Origin of the sequence: Streptomyces glaucus (genome assembly GCF_039533365.1) — a bacterium.
GTDB classification, from domain to species: domain Bacteria; phylum Actinomycetota; class Actinomycetes; order Streptomycetales; family Streptomycetaceae; genus Streptomyces; species Streptomyces glaucus.
In genome coordinates, this window is sequence record NZ_BAAATK010000029.1 from 68228 (window position 1) to 84146 (window position 15919).

Here is a 15919-nt window from a genome sequence, read left to right on the forward strand (position 1 = left end):
GGGCCCGGGGCCCGGCACGCCGAAGAGCCCCGGCAGCGTGCCGGGGCCCTTCGGTCAGCGGCCGGCGGTCAGATCGTCGCCGTGTCGATCACGAAGCGGTACCGCACGTCGCTGGCGAGCACCCGCTCGTACGCGTCGTTGATCTCGGACGCGGCGATCAGCTCGATCTCCGCGCCGATGCCGTGCTCGGCGCAGAAGTCCAGCATCTCCTGGGTCTCCGCGATGCCGCCGATCATCGAACCGGCGAGCGTCTTGCCGCCCCCGATCACCGAGAAGAGGTTGAGGGAGATCGGCTCCTCCGGGGCGCCCACGTTCACCAGGGCGCCCTGCGTCTTGAGCAGCGACAGGTAGGCGCCGAAGTCCAGCGGGGCCGACACCGTCGAGACGATCAGGTCGAAGGTGCCCGCGAGCTGCTCGAAGGTGGCCGGGTCGCTGGTGGCGTAGTAGTGGTCGGCGCCCAGCTTCAGGCCGTCGTCCTTCTTGCGCAGCGACTGCGACAGCACGGTCACCTCGGCGCCGAGCGCGTGCGCCAGCTTGACGGCCATGTGGCCGAGGCCGCCCAGGCCGACGATCGCGACCTTCTTGCCGGGGCCGGCGCCGAAGCGCTTGAGCGGGGAGTAGGTGGTGATGCCCGCGCACAGCAGCGGCGCGGCGACGTCGAGCTCGATCCCGTCGGGGATGCGGACGACGTAGTTCTCGTCGACGACGATCTTCTGCGAGTAGCCGCCGTAGGTGGGCTCGCCGTCCCTGCCGATGCCGTTGTACGTCGGGACGTTGCCCTTCACGCAGTACTGCTCCAGGCCCGCCTTGCAGTTGTCGCACTCGCGGCAGGAGTCGACCATGCAGCCGACGCCCACGCGGTCGCCGACGGCGAACCGGGTCACACCGGAGCCGACCTCCGCCACCACGCCCGCTATCTCGTGGCCGGGGACCATCGGGAAGATCGCCTCGCCCCAGCCCTCCCGGGCCTGGTGGATGTCGGAGTGGCAGATGCCGGCGAACTTGATGTCGATCAGGACGTCGAACTCGCCGACCGGCCGCCGCTCGATGGTGGTGCGCTCCAGCGGAGCCTTGGCGGCGGGTGCGGCGTACGCGGCAACAGTGGTCATGCCGAGGGTTCTCCTAGCGGAAGAGGGTGCGCCCGGCTGCCTTCCGACCGGGCACGGCGTCCAGCCTGCCGGTTGCCCGCGCGTTCACCCAGATCACGGCTTTGCCTACGTTCGCTGTGCCTACTACTGGCGGGGTCAGGCTCGTGTGCGTACGACCATGAATACTGGACGTATGGACGAACTGCCCGATTCCGCACCGCAGGCCGGCTCGGGCCTGGACCGGCGGGCCGAGCTCAGCGAGTTCCTGCGCACCCGGCGGGCCCGGCTGAAGCCGGAGGACGTGGGGCTGCCGGACTACGGGCGGCACCGCCGCGTGCCGGGGCTGCGCCGGGAGGAGCTGGCGCGGCTCGCCGGGGTGTCCGTGGCGTACTACACGCGCCTGGAGCAGGGCAACGGGCGGAACGTGTCGGCGGAGGTCCTGGACTCCATCGCCCGCGCCCTGCGGCTGAGCGACGCCGAGCACGCCCATCTGGTCCACCTGGCGAAGCCGAAGCAGCACCGGAAGAAGCCGGCGGCGCGCACCCAGCAGGTGCGGCCGGCGCTGCGGCACCTGCTGGACTCGATCGACGGCGTCCCCGCGTACGTCACGGGCCGCCGCTCGGACATCCTCGCCTGGAACCGGATGGCCGCGGCCGTCTTCGGCGACTGGGCGGAGCTGCCGGCGCGGGAGCGGAACTGGGCGCGGCTGGTGTTCCTGCGGCCCGAGTACCGCGAGCTGTACGTGGAGTGGGACCAGAAGGCGTCCGACATGGTCAGCTATCTGCGCATGGACGCGGGCCGCCATCCCGACGACCCGCGGCTGTCCGCGCTGGTGGGCGAACTCTCGGTGAAGAGCGAGGAGTTCCGGCGGCTGTGGGCCACGCACGACGTCAAGGAGAAGAGCCACGGCGTCAAGCGGCTGCGGCACCCGCTGGTCGGTGAGCTGACCCTGTTCTTCGAGACGTTCCAGCTCGCCGACGACACCGAGCAGTCCCTGATCACCTACCACGCGGAACCGGGCTCGCCCTCGGCCGACGCGCTGCGGCTGCTGGCGAGCTGGGGGGCGGACGCGACCCGGTCGGCGGCGGGGACGGCGGAGACCTCGGCGCCGTCCCCCTGAGCCCCGGGCGGCCCCGCTCCCCCTCGACGTTTTCGTCCGGGAGGGGTGTGAGGACGGAGGCGAGCGGCAAGACGGTCCGGTGTGAAGTGGCGGGGTGATCACCGCGCACGAGGACGGGCGGCCCGCCGGGAGCTCGGCTCCCGGCGGGCCGCCCGCTCGGCTGTCTCATCCGCCGTTCAGCGGCTCACTTGCCGTAGTAGGCGTTGTAGATCGAGAGCGTCGACTTGTTGCCCTTCTTGTCGGTGATCTTGGCGTGGAAGGAGATCGCCTTGCCCTTCGCCGGGTTCTTGACGGTGACCTTGCCGTTCTTGACGGTGAGCTTCTTCCAGGTCTGGCCGTAGTCGTAGGACACGTACACCGACAGCGACTTCAGGTTGGCGCCCTTGGCGGCGCCCTCGACGGCGACCGGGACGCTCACCGTCTTGCCGGCCGGAACCCTGCTGTCCTGGCCCGTGGCCGCGTTGAAGCGGACCGTGGAGGCGGGCAGCGCGGTGAGGTCGGCGGACGTCCTCCTGGAGCGGAAGGTCCAGCTGGCGTCGATGCGGGTGGAGGCGGCCGCGACCTTGACGCTGCGCTTGACCGAGGTCGTCAGCTTGTACTCGGCGTCGGCGGCCGGGACCTCGAACCCCTTCTCCCCGAACAGCGGGTCGTCGTGGGAGCCGACCTTGGTGCCGTTGCGGTGGAGGGTCGTGGTGACGGAGGTGAAGTCCGACGAGCCGGAGTGGCGGTCGGCGTCGGCGAACAGCGGCAGCGAGCCGTAGATCTCGTCGCCTTCGCGGAACAGGCCGTGGTCCGCGCTCAGGTGCGGGCCGAAGACCGCCCTGTTGAAGGTCTTCGTGTACGCCCGGCCCGCCTTGAAGGCCTGCGGCTCACCTAGCGTGTAGAAGGCCTCCGTGAGCGGAAGGCCCTGCTCGTTCCTGCCCTTGTACTGCTCGAAGTCGAACGACCACTGGATCTTGTCGGACGTGGACAGGTACAGCGTGCGCGTGCCGGGGAGCTTCTGCTCCACGGCGCTGCCGAGGACGACGTCCTCGGGGAACACGCCGATGGCGGTGAGGCCGCCGGTCTTGCCGGACGCCGCGGCGCCGAGGTCGTTCTTCACCGTGGCGAGCTCGCCCGCCTTGAAGTGGCGGACCTTGTCGCCCTGGATCTTCTTCACCCGCGCGGTGGTGGCCACGTCGTACTCGGCGGAGCCGCCCTTGGTCCACTGGCCGCTCCAGGTCTGCTGGAGGCCGCTGGGGATCTCCGGGCCCAGGTGGGCCATGCGCAGGTCCGCGAACGAGTCCAGGCTCAGCCCGATGCCGAGACCCGCGGCGTCGTAGAAGTAGTTCGCCGTCGCGGACAACGGCTCGGCCCGCTTGTCCGGCACCGTGATGTCGGCCGCCTCGGTCCTGCGGGCGTCGACGGTCACCGTCGTGTCCTTGGTGACGCTCAGCTTCGGCTGGACGAGCCAGTCGACGCCGCCCTCGAACTTCTCGAAGTCCTCGGCGATCCACGCGTCCAGCACGTACGTGCCCTTGGGGACGCGCACGGTGGTGCTGCCGGAGGAGACGACCGGGACCCCGAAGCTGCGGTCCTTGCCCGGGCCCGCGTAGCCGAACAGCACGGTCTCGTAGGCGTCCGTCGGCCGGCCGTCCCGGCCGATGTGCTCCACGGTGACGTCGTACGACTCCGCCTCGCGCTGCACCGCCGCGGCCGTACGGACGGTCTGGCCGCCGCCGGTGGCCGTCACGTACGCCGCGTAGGCGCCGTCAAGGGTGCCGCCGAGCCTGGTGTTCACGGTGACGTCGACGGAGGCCCTGCCGCCCGCCGGGACGGTCACCTCGGTCGCGCCGAGCTCGAAGAAGCCGGCCGGAGCCGCCTGGCCCTTGGGATCGGTGGCCGTCGCGGACAGGGTCAGCGTGACGTCCTCCGTCCCGAGGTTGCGGTACGTCAGCTGCTTGGTGACCGGCTCGTCGTCGGTGTGCGGCCACTGCTGGACGCCGAAGCTCACCGACACCGGGTCGGCGATCACCGACTGCTCGACCGCCCTGTCGAGCCGGATGCGGCCCGAGCCCTGCTGGAACGGCGTGTACGCGCCGCCCTTGGCGGAGCCGGTGAGGGCGCCCTTCAGCTCGGTGTACGTCCACTCGGGGTGCTGCTGCTTCAGGATCGCCGCCGCGCCCGCCACGTGCGGGGTCGCCATCGACGTGCCCGAGATGGTCAGGTAGCCGGCGGGCTTCTCGCCGACCTCCTGGGCGAGGACGCCGCCCTCGGCGGAGGCGGCCGTGATGTCCACGCCGGGCGCGGTCACGTCGGGCTTGATCGCGCCGTCGAGGCCGGGGCCGCGGCTGGAGAAGTCGGCGAGTCCGTCCCGGTCGTCGACCGCGCCGACGGTGAGGGCCGCGGCGGCGCTGCCCGGGGAGCCGACGGTCTGCTCGCCGACGTCGCCCTCGTTGCCGGCGGCGATGGCGAACAGGATGCCCTTCTCCGCGGAGAGCTTGTTCACCTGGGCCTCCAGCGGGTCGACCGCCGGGGTGTCGCCGCCGCCCAGGCTGAGGTTGACGACGTCGGCGCCCTGGGCGGCCGCCCACTCCATGCCGGCCAGGATGCCGGAGTCGTCGCCGTAGCCGTCGTCGCTCAGCACCTTGCCGTTGAGCAGCTTCGCGCCGGGCGCGACGCCCTTGTGGACGCCGGACCTGGCGCCCGTGCCGGCCGCGATGGACGCGACGTGCGTGCCGTGGCCGTACTTGTCGGTGGCGTCCGGGGAGGCGGAGAAGTTCTTGGCCGCGATCACCTGGCCCTTCAGGTCCGGGTGCGTGGCGTCGACGCCGGTGTCCAGTACGGCGATCTTCACGCCCTTGCCGTCGTGGCCGGCCGCCCACGCCTTGGGGGCGCCGATCCGCGGCACGGACGTGTCGAGGCTGGCCTTGCGGACGCCGTCGAGCCAGACGTGCGCGACGCCGGAGGCGGTCTCGTCCCCGTCGGTGACCGCGTCCCACAGCTCGGGCGCGTCGTCGTGCGGGGTCTGCACGGCGTCGGCGTTCAGGGACTTCAGGGTGCGGCGGAGCGTGCCCGCGTCGCGGACGTCCTCCTTGGCGGCCGTGGCCGCGCCCCGGTAGCCGACGATGACCTTCAGGCCCTTCTTCTGGGCCTTGCGGGTCGTGGACCTGCTCAGTTCGGTGACGTCGAAGAGGCGCTGGTCGAGCTTGCCGGTGGCGACCAGGCGGGCGGCGTCGGCCGGTGTCACCAGCGTGTGTCCGCCGGCCCGGCGGATCCGGACGGGTATGTCCTCGCGTCCCTCGGCCCGCTCCAGGCCGGTCACCCGGCCCTCGGCGTCGAGGACGACCCGGTCGCCGGTGATCAGGGTGACGCGGTGCTTGGCCGCCTGCGCGGGCCTCGCGGCAGCGGCGGCCCGGTCCCCCTCGGCCGCCGCGGGCCCGGTCGTGCCCGCCGCGAGCGCCACGGCGGCCGCCGTGGCGACCGTGGCCGCGCACGCTCTTTTCACTTGTCTGTGCAACGTTCCCCCTGGAGGAAGTACCGGGTGAATTTCCCGTTCACCCGGCCGGGGGTGGTCTCGCACATATGTGCACCCCCCGGATCGCTCAGTATGCCGGGGGGGGTGATCAGCCGCTCAATGGAGGAGAGAACGGTGAGGAATTCGTCGGCCCACTGTTACGCCGCCGCGCGAACTCCGTTACGCGATCGCCGGATTACGCGGCCGTGTTCTCCTTGACGGTGATCCGGCCCTTGCGGATCGTCGCCAGGCGCGGGGCCTTCCTCGCGATCGCCGAGTCGTGGGTGACCATCACGAAGGTGAGGCCGAGCTCCTTCCACCTGCGCTCGAGCACCTCCATGATCTCGTCCCGCGTCGATTCGTCGAGGTTGCCGGTGGGCTCGTCGGCGAGCAGCACCTTCGGCTCCTTCACCAGCGCCCGGGCGATGGCGACGCGCTGCTGCTGCCCGCCGGACATCTCGCTCGGCAGATGGCCGAGCCGCTCCCCGAGCCCCACCGACTTCAGCGCCTCGGCGGCCCGTTCGCGCCGCTCCTTCGGCTTCACGCCGAGCGGGACGAGGGCGGTCTCGACGTTCTCCTGCGCGGTGAGCGTCGGGATGAGGTTGAACGACTGGAAGACGAAGCCGATGTTCTGGCTGCGCACCGTGGTCAGCCTGGCCTCGGACAGCTTCGCCAGGTCGGTGCCGTCCAGGACGACCTCGCCAAAGGTCGGCCGGTCGAGCCCGCCGAGCATCTGCAGCAGCGTGGACTTGCCGCCGCCGGTGGGGCCCTGGATGACGAGCCGGTCGCCGTCCGGGATGGTCAGGTCGACGCCGTCCAGGGCGTGGACGGTCTCCTTGCCCCGCGTGTAGCGCTTGGTGACGCCTGTGAGTTCGTACATGGTCCGACTCCTGGGATGGGTGAGGGGGCCGGCGCCGGGCCGGCGCCGGCAGGGGCGGCGGCCGGCTACTCGACGCGGCGCAGCGCGTCCGCGGGGCGCAGCCGGGAGGCGCGCCAGCCGCCGAAGGCGCCGGCGACCAGGCCGCCGGCCACGGCGAGGCCCACGGCGAGGGCGATGGTGGTGAGGCTGACGGGCGCGGTCAGAGCGACCTCCAGGGTCTTCGCGGCCTGCCGGCCGGGACCGGCCATGCCTCCGCCGCCGAAGCCGCCGGGCCCGCCCGTGCCGCCGGCGGCGCCACCGCCGAGCGAGGCCTCCAGGGTCGGGCTGACCGCGGTGACGGCGTACGCGCCCGCCAGGCCGAGGGCGATGCCGAGGACGCCGCCGACCAGGCCGTTGACCACGGCCTCGCCGACCACCTGCCGGGTCACCCGGCCCGACCGCCAGCCCAGCGCCTTGAGGGTGCCGAACTCGCGCACCCGGCGGGAGACCGCCGAGGAGGTGAGCAGGCCGGCGACCAGGAACGCGGCCGCCAGCACCACGACCGACAGCCACGTGCCGACACGGGTGGCGAGGGAGGAGGCGGTGGACAGGGAGCCGGAGACGGTGTCCGCGAGGTCGGCGGAGGTGGTGACGGTCGTACCGGAGATGTTCTTCTGGATCTCCGCCTTGACGCTGTCGATCCGCTGCGAGTCGGTCGCCTTGACGTAGATCGTGGTGACCTTGTCCTCGGCGTCGGCGAGCGTCTGCGCCTGCTTCAGCGGGATGTACAGGTGGGCGGCCGCGTCCCCGCTGTCGGCGGTGGCGATGCCGATCACCTCGAACCCGGTGCCCTTGACGGTGACGGTGGAGCCGACCTTCAGCTTCTTCTCCTCGGCGTACGCGGAGTCGGCGACGGCCACCTCGGCGTTCGTCTCCGTCGGCTTGAACGTGCGGCCGCTGGTGATCCTGGAGGAGGTCAGCGGGCCGAGGGCGGGCTCGGTGACGTCGGTGCCGTAGACCGAGTAGGTGTTGACGTCGAAGTCGGCCCCGCCGCCCTGGACCTGGCCCTGCGGGGACGGCTGGGCGGCGTCCGGGCCGCCGCCGGTCCGGCCGCCGCCCTGCTGGAACCGACCGCGCGTGAACTGGCCGCTGACCTTGACGACCTGCAGGCTCAGTCCGCCCACCGCGTCCGCGACGCCGCTCTGCTTCCCGACCTCGGTGACGGTCGAGCTCGCCAGCGTCTGGAAGCCCTGCACCATGACGCGGTCGCTGCTCTGCTCCTCGTCGGAGGAGTCGTCCTGCGCGTCGAAACGGAAGCGGGGCCGCTCCGAGCTGTTCGCGGTCGGCGACGCGGCCTTGGTGACGGTCATGTCCGTGCCCAGCCCGTACAGCGACTGCAGGACCTTCTCCTGGGCCCTGCCCATGCCGGAGGACACGGAGCTGACCACGATGACCAGGGCGATGCCCAGCGCGAGGCCGGAGGCGACGACGAGGGCCGCCTTTCTGCGGCGGCGCAGTTCGCGCCTCAGGTAGGTGAAGAACATGGCGGCAAGCTAGGGACGGACCGTGATGAGGTCATAAGGCCGGGATAAGAGAAGAATGAGAAGCCTGCGGCCGGTCACGGAAGCCGCCGGCGCCGGCGGTCCCGAGAGCCGCCGAAAAGCCGGAATCCGGTGAGGGACCGTCGGAACCGGTGAGGGGACACGGAGTTGAGCGAGAAGTCCTGGCGCCGGAGAAGAAGCGCGGAAGACGGGAAAAGGCCCCGGGACCGGGGAAGAAGGCCGCGAAGCCGGCGAGGAGGCCCTGGAACGGAGGAGGTTTCGAAGGCCGGGGAGGAGTTCGGGCCGGTGGAACACGAATGCCGCCCCGAAGGGCGGCATTCGGACGGTGGCCGACCGGGCGTCAGATCGCCGAGCCCGCCTTCCAGTCGCTCCAGTTCATGTTCCAGCCGTTGAGGCCGTTGTCCGGCGCGACCGTCTTGTCGCCGGTGTTCTGGACGACGACCACGTCACCGATCATCGAGTTGTCGTAGAACCAGGCGCCCGGCGTGTTCGGGTCGTCGGCGCCCTTGGTGTCCGACAGGCCGACGCAGCCGTGGCTGGTGTTGACGCTGCCGAAGATGGACTTCGCACCCCAGTAGTTGCCGTGGATGAAGGTGCCCGAGGTGGTCAGGCGCATGGCGTGCGGCACGTCCTTGATGTCGTACTCGCCCTCGCCGTCGTCGTCGGTGAAGCCGACCGTCGCGCCGTTCATCCGGGTCTCCTTGAACTTCTCGGAGATCACCATCTGGCCCTCGTACGTCTTGTTCTCGGGCGAGCCGGCGGAGATCGGGATGGTCCTGATCACCTTGCCGTCCTGCGTGACCTTCATCTGCTTGGTCTGCGCGTCGACGTAGGAGACCTGGTTGCGGCCGATCTTGAAGGTGACCGTCTTCTGCTGGACGCCGTAGACGCCCTCGGCGCCCTCGACCCCGTCGAGCGCCAGCTTCAGCGTGACGGTGGCGCCTTCCTTCCAGTACTCCTCGGGCCGGCAGTCCATGCGGTTGGCGTTGAACCAGTGGCAGGCGATCTCCTGGCCACTGGTGGTGCTGACCGTGATGCCCTTCTGGACGGCGGCCTTGTTGGTGATCGCCTTGTCGAAGTTGATCGACACGGGCATGCCGACGCCGACGGTGGTGCCGTCGTCCGGCGTGAAGGTGCCGATGAAGCTGTTGGCCGGGGAGACCGTGGTGAAGGAGGCGTTCTCGTGGGCCTCGCGGCCCTCGGAGTCCGTCGCCGTGGCCGTCACCCGGTAGGTGGTGGCGCGCTCCAGCTGGGCGCTGGGCTTCCAGCTCTTCTTGTCGGCGGATATCTGACCGCTCACCGCCGTGCCGTCGGAGGTGGTCATCTTCACGTCCGTGAGCGTGCCCTTGCTCACGGTCACCGTGGCGGAGTTGTTGATGGAGGCGTTGGTCGAGCCGTCCTTGGGCGTGATCTCGATCTGGGCCTCGGACGTCTTCTCGGCTGCCGCCTCGTCGACCTTGGCCTGGGGCGTGTCGCTGTTCCCGCCGCCGGAGGCGCCGTCGCCGCCGCCGGAACAGGCCGAGAGCACCAGCACACCGCCGAGCAGTGCGGACGCGGCCACGAGGCCCCTGCGCCGCTTACTGTTCGTCATCACACGCTTCTCCATCGTTGCCGAATCCGGAAAACCCGAGAGTCCCCGTCAGGAACTTCCAACGCTACGACCGGTTCGTCCCGTTCCACATTCCTTCGACGTGTGGGGCACACCACGTCCGCCGGAGCGGGCGAGGGCGCGGGTGTCGGTCAGTGCGCCCCTTGAGACGACGAAACCCCGTGCGTCGGTTGCCGCCCGAGGTCATGTTCTCCCCGGGCCGCGCCGGCCGGCCGCCGCCTCCGCGTCGTCCTCGTCGTCCTCGTCGTCATCATCCTCGTCGAAGTCCCGGCCGGGCGAGCCGGGGTCGGGGTCGATCCGCCCACCGCTCCGGGAGGCCCGCCGGAGTTCCGCCCCCGGCACCTCGCCGACCGGCCCGAACGGGCCCACGAGGTACGCGAGCGCCTCCGCGGTGTCCTCCGTCACAGCGCTTCGTGCATATACCCGCTCCTCGTGGGGCACATCACGGTCGACGGCCTCTTCGGCGATGCGCCGCGGCGCGGCCCCGGCCACCGCCTCCTCGCCGGTCACCTCGAGAATCAATTCCACGCGAAGCCGCACAAAGCGTGATGTCCGCGGAGTGGTCGTGCCGGGAGCGCACGGTCCTTTCCTCCCGTGACTTTCCTGTGACCCGCGCCTTTCACTAACATCGCCCCACACGGCCAATTCGCCAGCGCCACAAGGGGATCGATATTCCGTGTCATCCGCTCGCCGTCCGTTGCTGACCGCCACCGCCGCGGGCACCCTGCTGGGCGCCCTGTGGTTCGTCCCGTCCGCGAACGCGACGTCGGACGCCCCGGCCCGAACGGCACCCTCGACGGGCTCGTCCGTGCAGGTCACGGTGGAGGCCAGAGCGGCGTCCACGAGCACGGGGACCGCCGCGGAGGAGACCCGGCTCGCCGACACCGGAAGCTTCGACAGCACCCCGTACGTCGTCGGCGGCACCGTCCTCCTCACCCTCGGCGCCGGATTCGTCGCCTATTCGGTTCGCCGGGAACGTCTCGGTTTTTAACCCGACTTGACGCTTCCTTCACACGGCGTTCATGGTCCGCGCATGAAGAGATCATCGGGCGCGCGACTGAGCGCCACGGCTGTCGTGAGCGTTCTCTCGCTCGCCCTTGTCACGGGTTGTTCCGGCTCCGGGCCGGACGACTCGAAGGATTCCGGGAACTCCGGTGCCGCGTCGGCGGCGCTCGGCGCGGCCGAGTTGAAGAAACTGATCATCGCCGACGGCGACGTGAAGGGCTACGAGGTCCGGTCCGCCGACACGGCCGAGCCGTTCGCCGGCTCCAAGGACGCCATGACGGTGACCGACGCCGCGTGCGAGCCGATCGCGTACGTGCTCACCGGGTTCGCGCCCGGCGACGACGAGAGCGCCTACGTCAACCAGTCGGTCGCCGAGAAGCCCGACGCGCAGGCGGGCCCGGGTCTGGACGAGAACTCCTCCGACGCGGAGTTCGAGGAGGCGCTGGAGGCCATCGAGGACTCGCTGAGCTCCACGGTGACGATCGTCTCCCTCTCCTCGTACGAGGGCGACGGCGCCGAGGCGGCCATGAAGTCCGTCTCCTCCGCGGTCGACGGCTGTGCGGGCGGGTTCACGGCCGCGGCGAAGGGCCAGGACACCCAGGAGTTCACGAAGGTCGCCGAGGAGAAGTCCTCCGGCACCGGTGACGAGTCGGTGGCCTTCGCGGTGACCGGCCGGGCGGAGGGCGGCGGGACCACCGCGGTGCACGCCGAGGTCGTGCGCCACGGCACTACCGTCGCCACGTACTACTCGCTCAACCTGGCCGCGCTCGCCGGCGAGAAGCCGGCGTACACCATCCCCGCCGAGGTGATGCAGGCCCAGGCCGCCAAGCTCGGGTGACCGCCCGGGGCCCCGCCCGAAGGCGCCTCCCGGACCTCCGGCTCCGGGACCGGCAGGGCCCCGGCCGTCTCACCGCAGGGGGCCGGTGACCGTCTCCACGGCCGCGACCAGCCGCCCCTCGCGCACGAACGCCTCCGCCGCGGCCAGGTCCGGCGCCAGGTACCGGTCCGGTCCGGGACCGCCGACGCCCGCCTCCCGCAGGGCCTCGACGACCGCCCGCGTCGCGGGCGCCGGGGTCAGCCCCTCGCGCAGTTCGACCGCGCGCGCGGCGGCGTACAGCTCGACGGCGATCACCCGTGTGAGGTTGTCCACGGCCGTACGCAGCTTGCGCGCCGCCGACCAGCCCATCGAGACGTGGTCCTCCTGCATCGCGGAGGACGGGATGGAGTCCGCCGAGGCCGGCACGGCGAGCCGCTTCAGCTCGCTCACCAGGGCGGCCTGCGTGTACTGGGCGATCATCAGCCCCGAGTCGACGCCGGGGTCGTCCGCCAGGAACGGCGGCAGGCCGTGGCTGCGGTTCTTGTCGAGCAGCCGGTCGGTGCGGCGCTCGGCGATGGAGCCGAGGTCGGCGGCGGCGATGGCGAGGAAGTCGAGGACGTAGGCGACCGGGGCGCCGTGGAAGTTGCCGTTGGACTCCACCCGGCCGTCGGGCAGGACCACCGGATTGTCCACGGCGGAGGCCAGTTCCCGCTCGGCGACCAGGCGGGCGTGGGCCAGGGTGTCCCGGCCGGCGCCGGCGACCTGCGGGGCGCAGCGCACCGAGTAGGCGTCCTGGACCCGCGGGGCGTCGTCCTGGTGGTGCCCGGTCAGGCCTGAGCCCTTCAGCACGGCCAGCATGTTGGCGGCGCTGGCGGCCTGTCCCGGGTGCGGCCGGACGGCGTGCAGTTCGGGGGCGAGCACCTTGTCGGTGCCCAGGAGGGCTTCGAGGCTGAGGGCGGCCGTGACGTCGGCGGACTTGTAGAGCGTGTCCAGGTCGGCGAGGGCCATGAGCAGCATGCCGAGCATGCCGTCGGTGCCGTTGAGGAGGGCCAGGCCCTCCTTCTCGCGCAGCTCGACCGGCCGGACGCCGTGCGCGGCGAGCAGTTCGGCGGCGGGCCGCACGGTCCCGTCGGGGCCCTCGGCCTCCCCCTCCCCCATGAGGGTGAGGGCGCAGTGGGAGAGCGGGGCGAGGTCGCCGGAGCAGCCGAGCGAGCCGTACTCGTGCACGACCGGGGTGATCCCGGCGTTCAGCACGTCGGCCATGGTCTGCGCGACCTCGGGCCGGACGCCGGTGTACCCCGAGCAGACGGTCTTCAGGCGCAGGAACATCAGGGCCCGCACGACCTCCCGCTCGACCCGCGGTCCCATGCCCGCGGCGTGCGAGCGGACGATGTTGCGCTGCAGCCGGGTGCGCAGGTCCCGGCCGATGTGCCGGGTGGCCAGGGCGCCGAAGCCGGTGGAGACCCCGTAGACGGGATCGGGCTTGGCCGCCAGCGCGTCCACGGTCCCGCGGGCCGCGGCCAGGGCCGTCACCGCCTCCTGGGAGAGCTCGACCCGGGCGCCGCCGCGCGCCACGGCGAGCACGTCGGACGCGGTCGTCCCGGAGGTCCCCACCACCACAGTATGCATACTCATATTCAGGAGCGTACGCAGTGAATTCCACGGTGTCACCACCGGGGGGCGGGTTCACCCCTTACCGACCAGGCGGCGTCCCGCGCCGGCCGGGGGCGCCCCCGGCCGGCGGGGGACGGCGTCACGGCGAGTGGCGGCCCCGGAAGCGCCGGCGCTCCCCGTCCGTCTCCCGGGACGGCTCGTCCGCGAGCCGCACCACGGGGTCGTCGGGCCCCTCGCGGCCGGCGACGACCGGCCGGGCCGCCCGCTCGGCCTTGGCGCGGTACTGGGCGGCGTCGGCGAGCCGGAACAGCCGGCGGGCGTCGCCGACCGGCCCGATGGGGTCCTCGGTGGAGGCGACCCCGCAGGCGACGCCGTCGCCGAGTTCCAGCTCGGCCGCCCTGCGGCACAGTTCGTCGGCCGCCTTGACCACGTCGTCGGCGGGCGGACCGACCGCGAGCAGGCAGAACTCGTCCCCGCCGAGACGGGCCGCGAGCGCGCCCGGCACCATCGCCCCGCACACCGACAGCACGCTCCCGAAGCGCTCCAGGAGCCGGTCGCCCGCGGCGTGCCCGCGGGTGTCGTTGACCCGCTTGAGCCCGTTCAGGTCGCAGACGACGAGGCTGACGGCGACGCCGTCCCGGTGGTGCCGCTCGATGGCCTCGTCCAGGCGGGCGTCGACGGCACGGCGGTTGGCGAGTCCGGTGAGCGGGTCGGTGTACGCCAGCCGCCGCGCCTCCTCCAGCCGCTCGGTCTGGGCGATGCCGGCGGCGACCACGGCGGCCAGGACGGTGGCGAAGTCGGCGTCGGCCCGCCCGAAGACCGGCGCGCCGACCGGGCGGGCGACGTACAGCTCGCCCCAGGCGCGGCCGTGCAGCACCAGCGGCGCGACCACGCAGCAGCCCCGGCCGCGGCGGCGGAGGGCGACGACGCGCTGGTGGCAGTAGCCGGGCCGGCCGGCCGCGGGCCCCTCGGCGGTCTCCACCCAGGCGCCGGGCTCGCCGCCCCCGGCCCAGCGCTCGTGCAGGAACTCGGTGATCTCCGCGAACCGGTGGACGGGGTAGGACTCGTCGTCCGGGAACTCCTCCTCGCCCTCGACCCGCTCGCCGACGTTCACCAGGACGCGCAGCCGCCCCAGCTCCCGCTCCCACCGCGACAGCGCGGCGAAGCTGCCGCCCAGCGCGCGGCGGGCGCCGGCCGCCGCGGCGCGCCAGGCCTCGCGGGAGCCGTGCGCGGCGGCCATGCCCTGCGCCAGCGCGACGACGGCCGCGAGCCGACGGTCCTCACCCATCACTCCAGGCTAGGTACATTCGGGGCAATCGGGGAGATTATCGGAGCGAACGGGGAGCCGGACCACGGGACCCGCCGGCCCCGGGCGGACCGTCCCTACTCCCCCGGCCACTTGGGCCTGCGCTTCTCGTTGAAGGCCGCCACCCCTTCCGCCCGGTCCCCCGAGAACGCCACCGCCCGCCAGGCCGCGTCCTCGACCTCCAGGCCGGCGCGCAGGTCCAGACCGTGGCCGAGGCGCAGGGCCCGCTTGGCCGAGCGGAGGCCCACGGGGGAGTTCGCGGCGATCCGGGACGCCAGCGCCAGGGCCTCCTCCCGGTCCCGCCCCTCCTCCACCAGCACGTCCACCAGGCCCAGCTCCCGCGCCTCCCCGGCCTCCACCCGCCGCGCCGTGAAGATCAGCTCGGCCGCGCGGGCGGCTCCGACACGGCGCGGCAGCAGCTGCGTCCCGCCGCCGCCCGGGATCACCCCGACCGACACCTCCGGCAGCCCCACCACGGCCGTGCGGTCGGCCACGATCACGTCGCAGGACAGGGCCAGCTCGAAACCGCCGCCCAGCGCGAACCCGTGCACCGCCGCGATCGCCGGCACCGGCAGCTCCAGCACCCCGGTGTAGGCCCCGCGCGACACCGGCCGCTGCCGCAGCAGCTCGGCGTCGCTGAGGGAGTTGCGCTCCTTCAGGTCGGCTCCGACGCAGAAGGCCCGCTCGTGCGTGGAGGTCACCACCACCGCCCGCACGCCCCGGTCCTCGCCCAGCGCCGCGCACGCCACCGCGATGGAGCGGGCCATCCCGGACGAGACGGCGTTCATGGCCTCGGGCCGGTCGAGGGCGAGCTCCGCGACGTGGCCGTCCTCGTGCCGCCGCACCAGCACGAACTCCCCGTACCGCTCCTCGCTCATGACACCCTCCCGGTTAACGTAGGTTAACTTCCGTCGCCGTCCCGATCATCGCAGGCGGGCTCCGGACGGGGAAAGGGCGCACCCGGCCGGTTCCCGTTTCACCCCCCGCTTACCCGTTCGAGTGACATCCCGCCGACCGTGGCTCCCGCCGTCCGGGGAGCGCATAGCGTGCGCTCCGCCGGGCGCATCGGGGGCGCCCGCGCCTCGGGGAGGGGATCGGGATGACGACGACGGACACGACGGCCGAGCCGCGGCAGGGGGCCGGTCCCCCGGCCGGCGCCGCCGGGACCGGTCCCCGCCGCCCCCGCGTCCGGGGCCGCCACCGCAAGCCGCGCCCCCGCAGGGCGCTGTTCGCCGCGGGGGGCCTCGTCCTGGCCATGGGGGCCCTGGGCCTCGTACGGCTGGTGTCCGGCGGGGACACGGGGAGGGTGGACGCCGCCGAGGCGGCGCCGCGCCCGGGGGCGCGCGCGGAGGAGGCGGACCGGGCGTCCGGCGCCGCCACCGCGGGCGCCGCCACGCCCGCGGCGAGCCCGTCGGCCACCGCTCTCCTGGGCCGTACGCACGC

Annotated in this window: 12 protein-coding genes and 1 pseudogene; 4 read left to right on the forward strand and 9 right to left on the reverse strand. The window is 72.6% G+C overall.

The features are described 5' to 3' along the window. Positions 1-68: 68 nt before the first annotated feature. Entirely contained in the window at positions 69-1109 is a 1041-nt protein-coding gene (locus ABD363_RS21265; protein WP_344605943.1) for an NAD(P)-dependent alcohol dehydrogenase, read from the reverse strand. 172 nt (positions 1110-1281) lie between these two features. On the opposite strand from ABD363_RS21265, the gene ABD363_RS21270 reads away from it, so the two are divergent. Then, positions 1282-2208: a helix-turn-helix domain-containing protein gene (locus ABD363_RS21270; RefSeq protein WP_344605945.1), complete on the forward strand. Its 927-nt coding sequence runs from the start codon at positions 1282-1284 to the stop codon at positions 2206-2208. Positions 2209-2392: 184 nt separating this feature from the next. Here the strand turns inward: ABD363_RS21270 and ABD363_RS21275 are convergent, their stop codons facing one another. The 5 genes from ABD363_RS21275 to ABD363_RS21295 all read right to left on the reverse strand — a co-directional run bounded on the left by ABD363_RS21275 (position 2393) and on the right by ABD363_RS21295 (position 10262). Beyond that, positions 2393-5695, reverse strand: a complete 3303-nt coding sequence (locus tag ABD363_RS21275; RefSeq protein ID WP_344605947.1) for a S8 family peptidase — start codon at positions 5693-5695, stop codon at positions 2393-2395. Between the two features lie 205 nt (positions 5696-5900). After that, on the reverse strand, positions 5901-6584 hold the full coding sequence (locus tag ABD363_RS21280; RefSeq protein WP_344605949.1) for an ABC transporter ATP-binding protein: 684 nt from the start codon (positions 6582-6584) through the stop codon (positions 5901-5903). A 65-nt stretch (positions 6585-6649) separates the two neighbouring features. Beyond that, on the reverse strand, positions 6650-8107 hold the full coding sequence (locus ABD363_RS21285) for an ABC transporter permease (protein WP_344605951.1): 1458 nt from the start codon (positions 8105-8107) through the stop codon (positions 6650-6652). A gap of 358 nt (positions 8108-8465) precedes the next feature. Then, entirely contained in the window at positions 8466-9716 is a 1251-nt protein-coding gene (locus ABD363_RS21290) for a L,D-transpeptidase (RefSeq protein ID WP_344605953.1), read from the reverse strand. Positions 9717-9917: 201 nt separating this feature from the next. Beyond that, positions 9918-10262, reverse strand: a complete 345-nt coding sequence (locus ABD363_RS21295) for a hypothetical protein (protein ID WP_344605955.1) — start codon at positions 10260-10262, stop codon at positions 9918-9920. Between the two features lie 148 nt (positions 10263-10410). Here ABD363_RS21295 and ABD363_RS21300 point away from each other — a divergent pair, with 148 nt between their 5' ends. Next, positions 10411-10725: an LAETG motif-containing sortase-dependent surface protein gene (locus tag ABD363_RS21300; RefSeq protein ID WP_344605957.1), complete on the forward strand. Its 315-nt coding sequence runs from the start codon at positions 10411-10413 to the stop codon at positions 10723-10725. A gap of 42 nt (positions 10726-10767) precedes the next feature. Beyond that, positions 10768-11577 carry a hypothetical protein gene (locus ABD363_RS21305; protein ID WP_344605959.1) on the forward strand — a complete coding sequence of 270 codons (810 nt, stop codon included), beginning with the start codon at positions 10768-10770 and terminating at the stop codon, positions 11575-11577. Between the two features lie 69 nt (positions 11578-11646). On the opposite strand, the gene hutH is transcribed toward ABD363_RS21305, so the two are convergent. The 3 genes from hutH to ABD363_RS21320 all read right to left on the reverse strand — a co-directional run bounded on the left by hutH (position 11647) and on the right by ABD363_RS21320 (position 15354). Next, positions 11647-13185, reverse strand: coding sequence for a histidine ammonia-lyase (gene hutH / locus ABD363_RS21310; protein WP_344605975.1), 1539 nt, complete (start codon positions 13183-13185; stop codon positions 11647-11649). 124 nt (positions 13186-13309) lie between these two features. After that, on the reverse strand, positions 13310-14458 hold the full coding sequence (locus tag ABD363_RS21315) for a GGDEF domain-containing protein (RefSeq protein ID WP_344605961.1): 1149 nt from the start codon (positions 14456-14458) through the stop codon (positions 13310-13312). A gap of 95 nt (positions 14459-14553) precedes the next feature. Further along, positions 14554-15354, reverse strand: coding sequence for an enoyl-CoA hydratase/isomerase family protein (locus tag ABD363_RS21320; RefSeq protein ID WP_344605963.1), 801 nt, complete (start codon positions 15352-15354; stop codon positions 14554-14556). 221 nt (positions 15355-15575) lie between these two features. Between ABD363_RS21320 and ABD363_RS21325 the strand changes: the two are divergent. After that, positions 15576-15919 (forward strand): annotated as a pseudogene (locus ABD363_RS21325) (hypothetical protein); the annotation flags it as partial.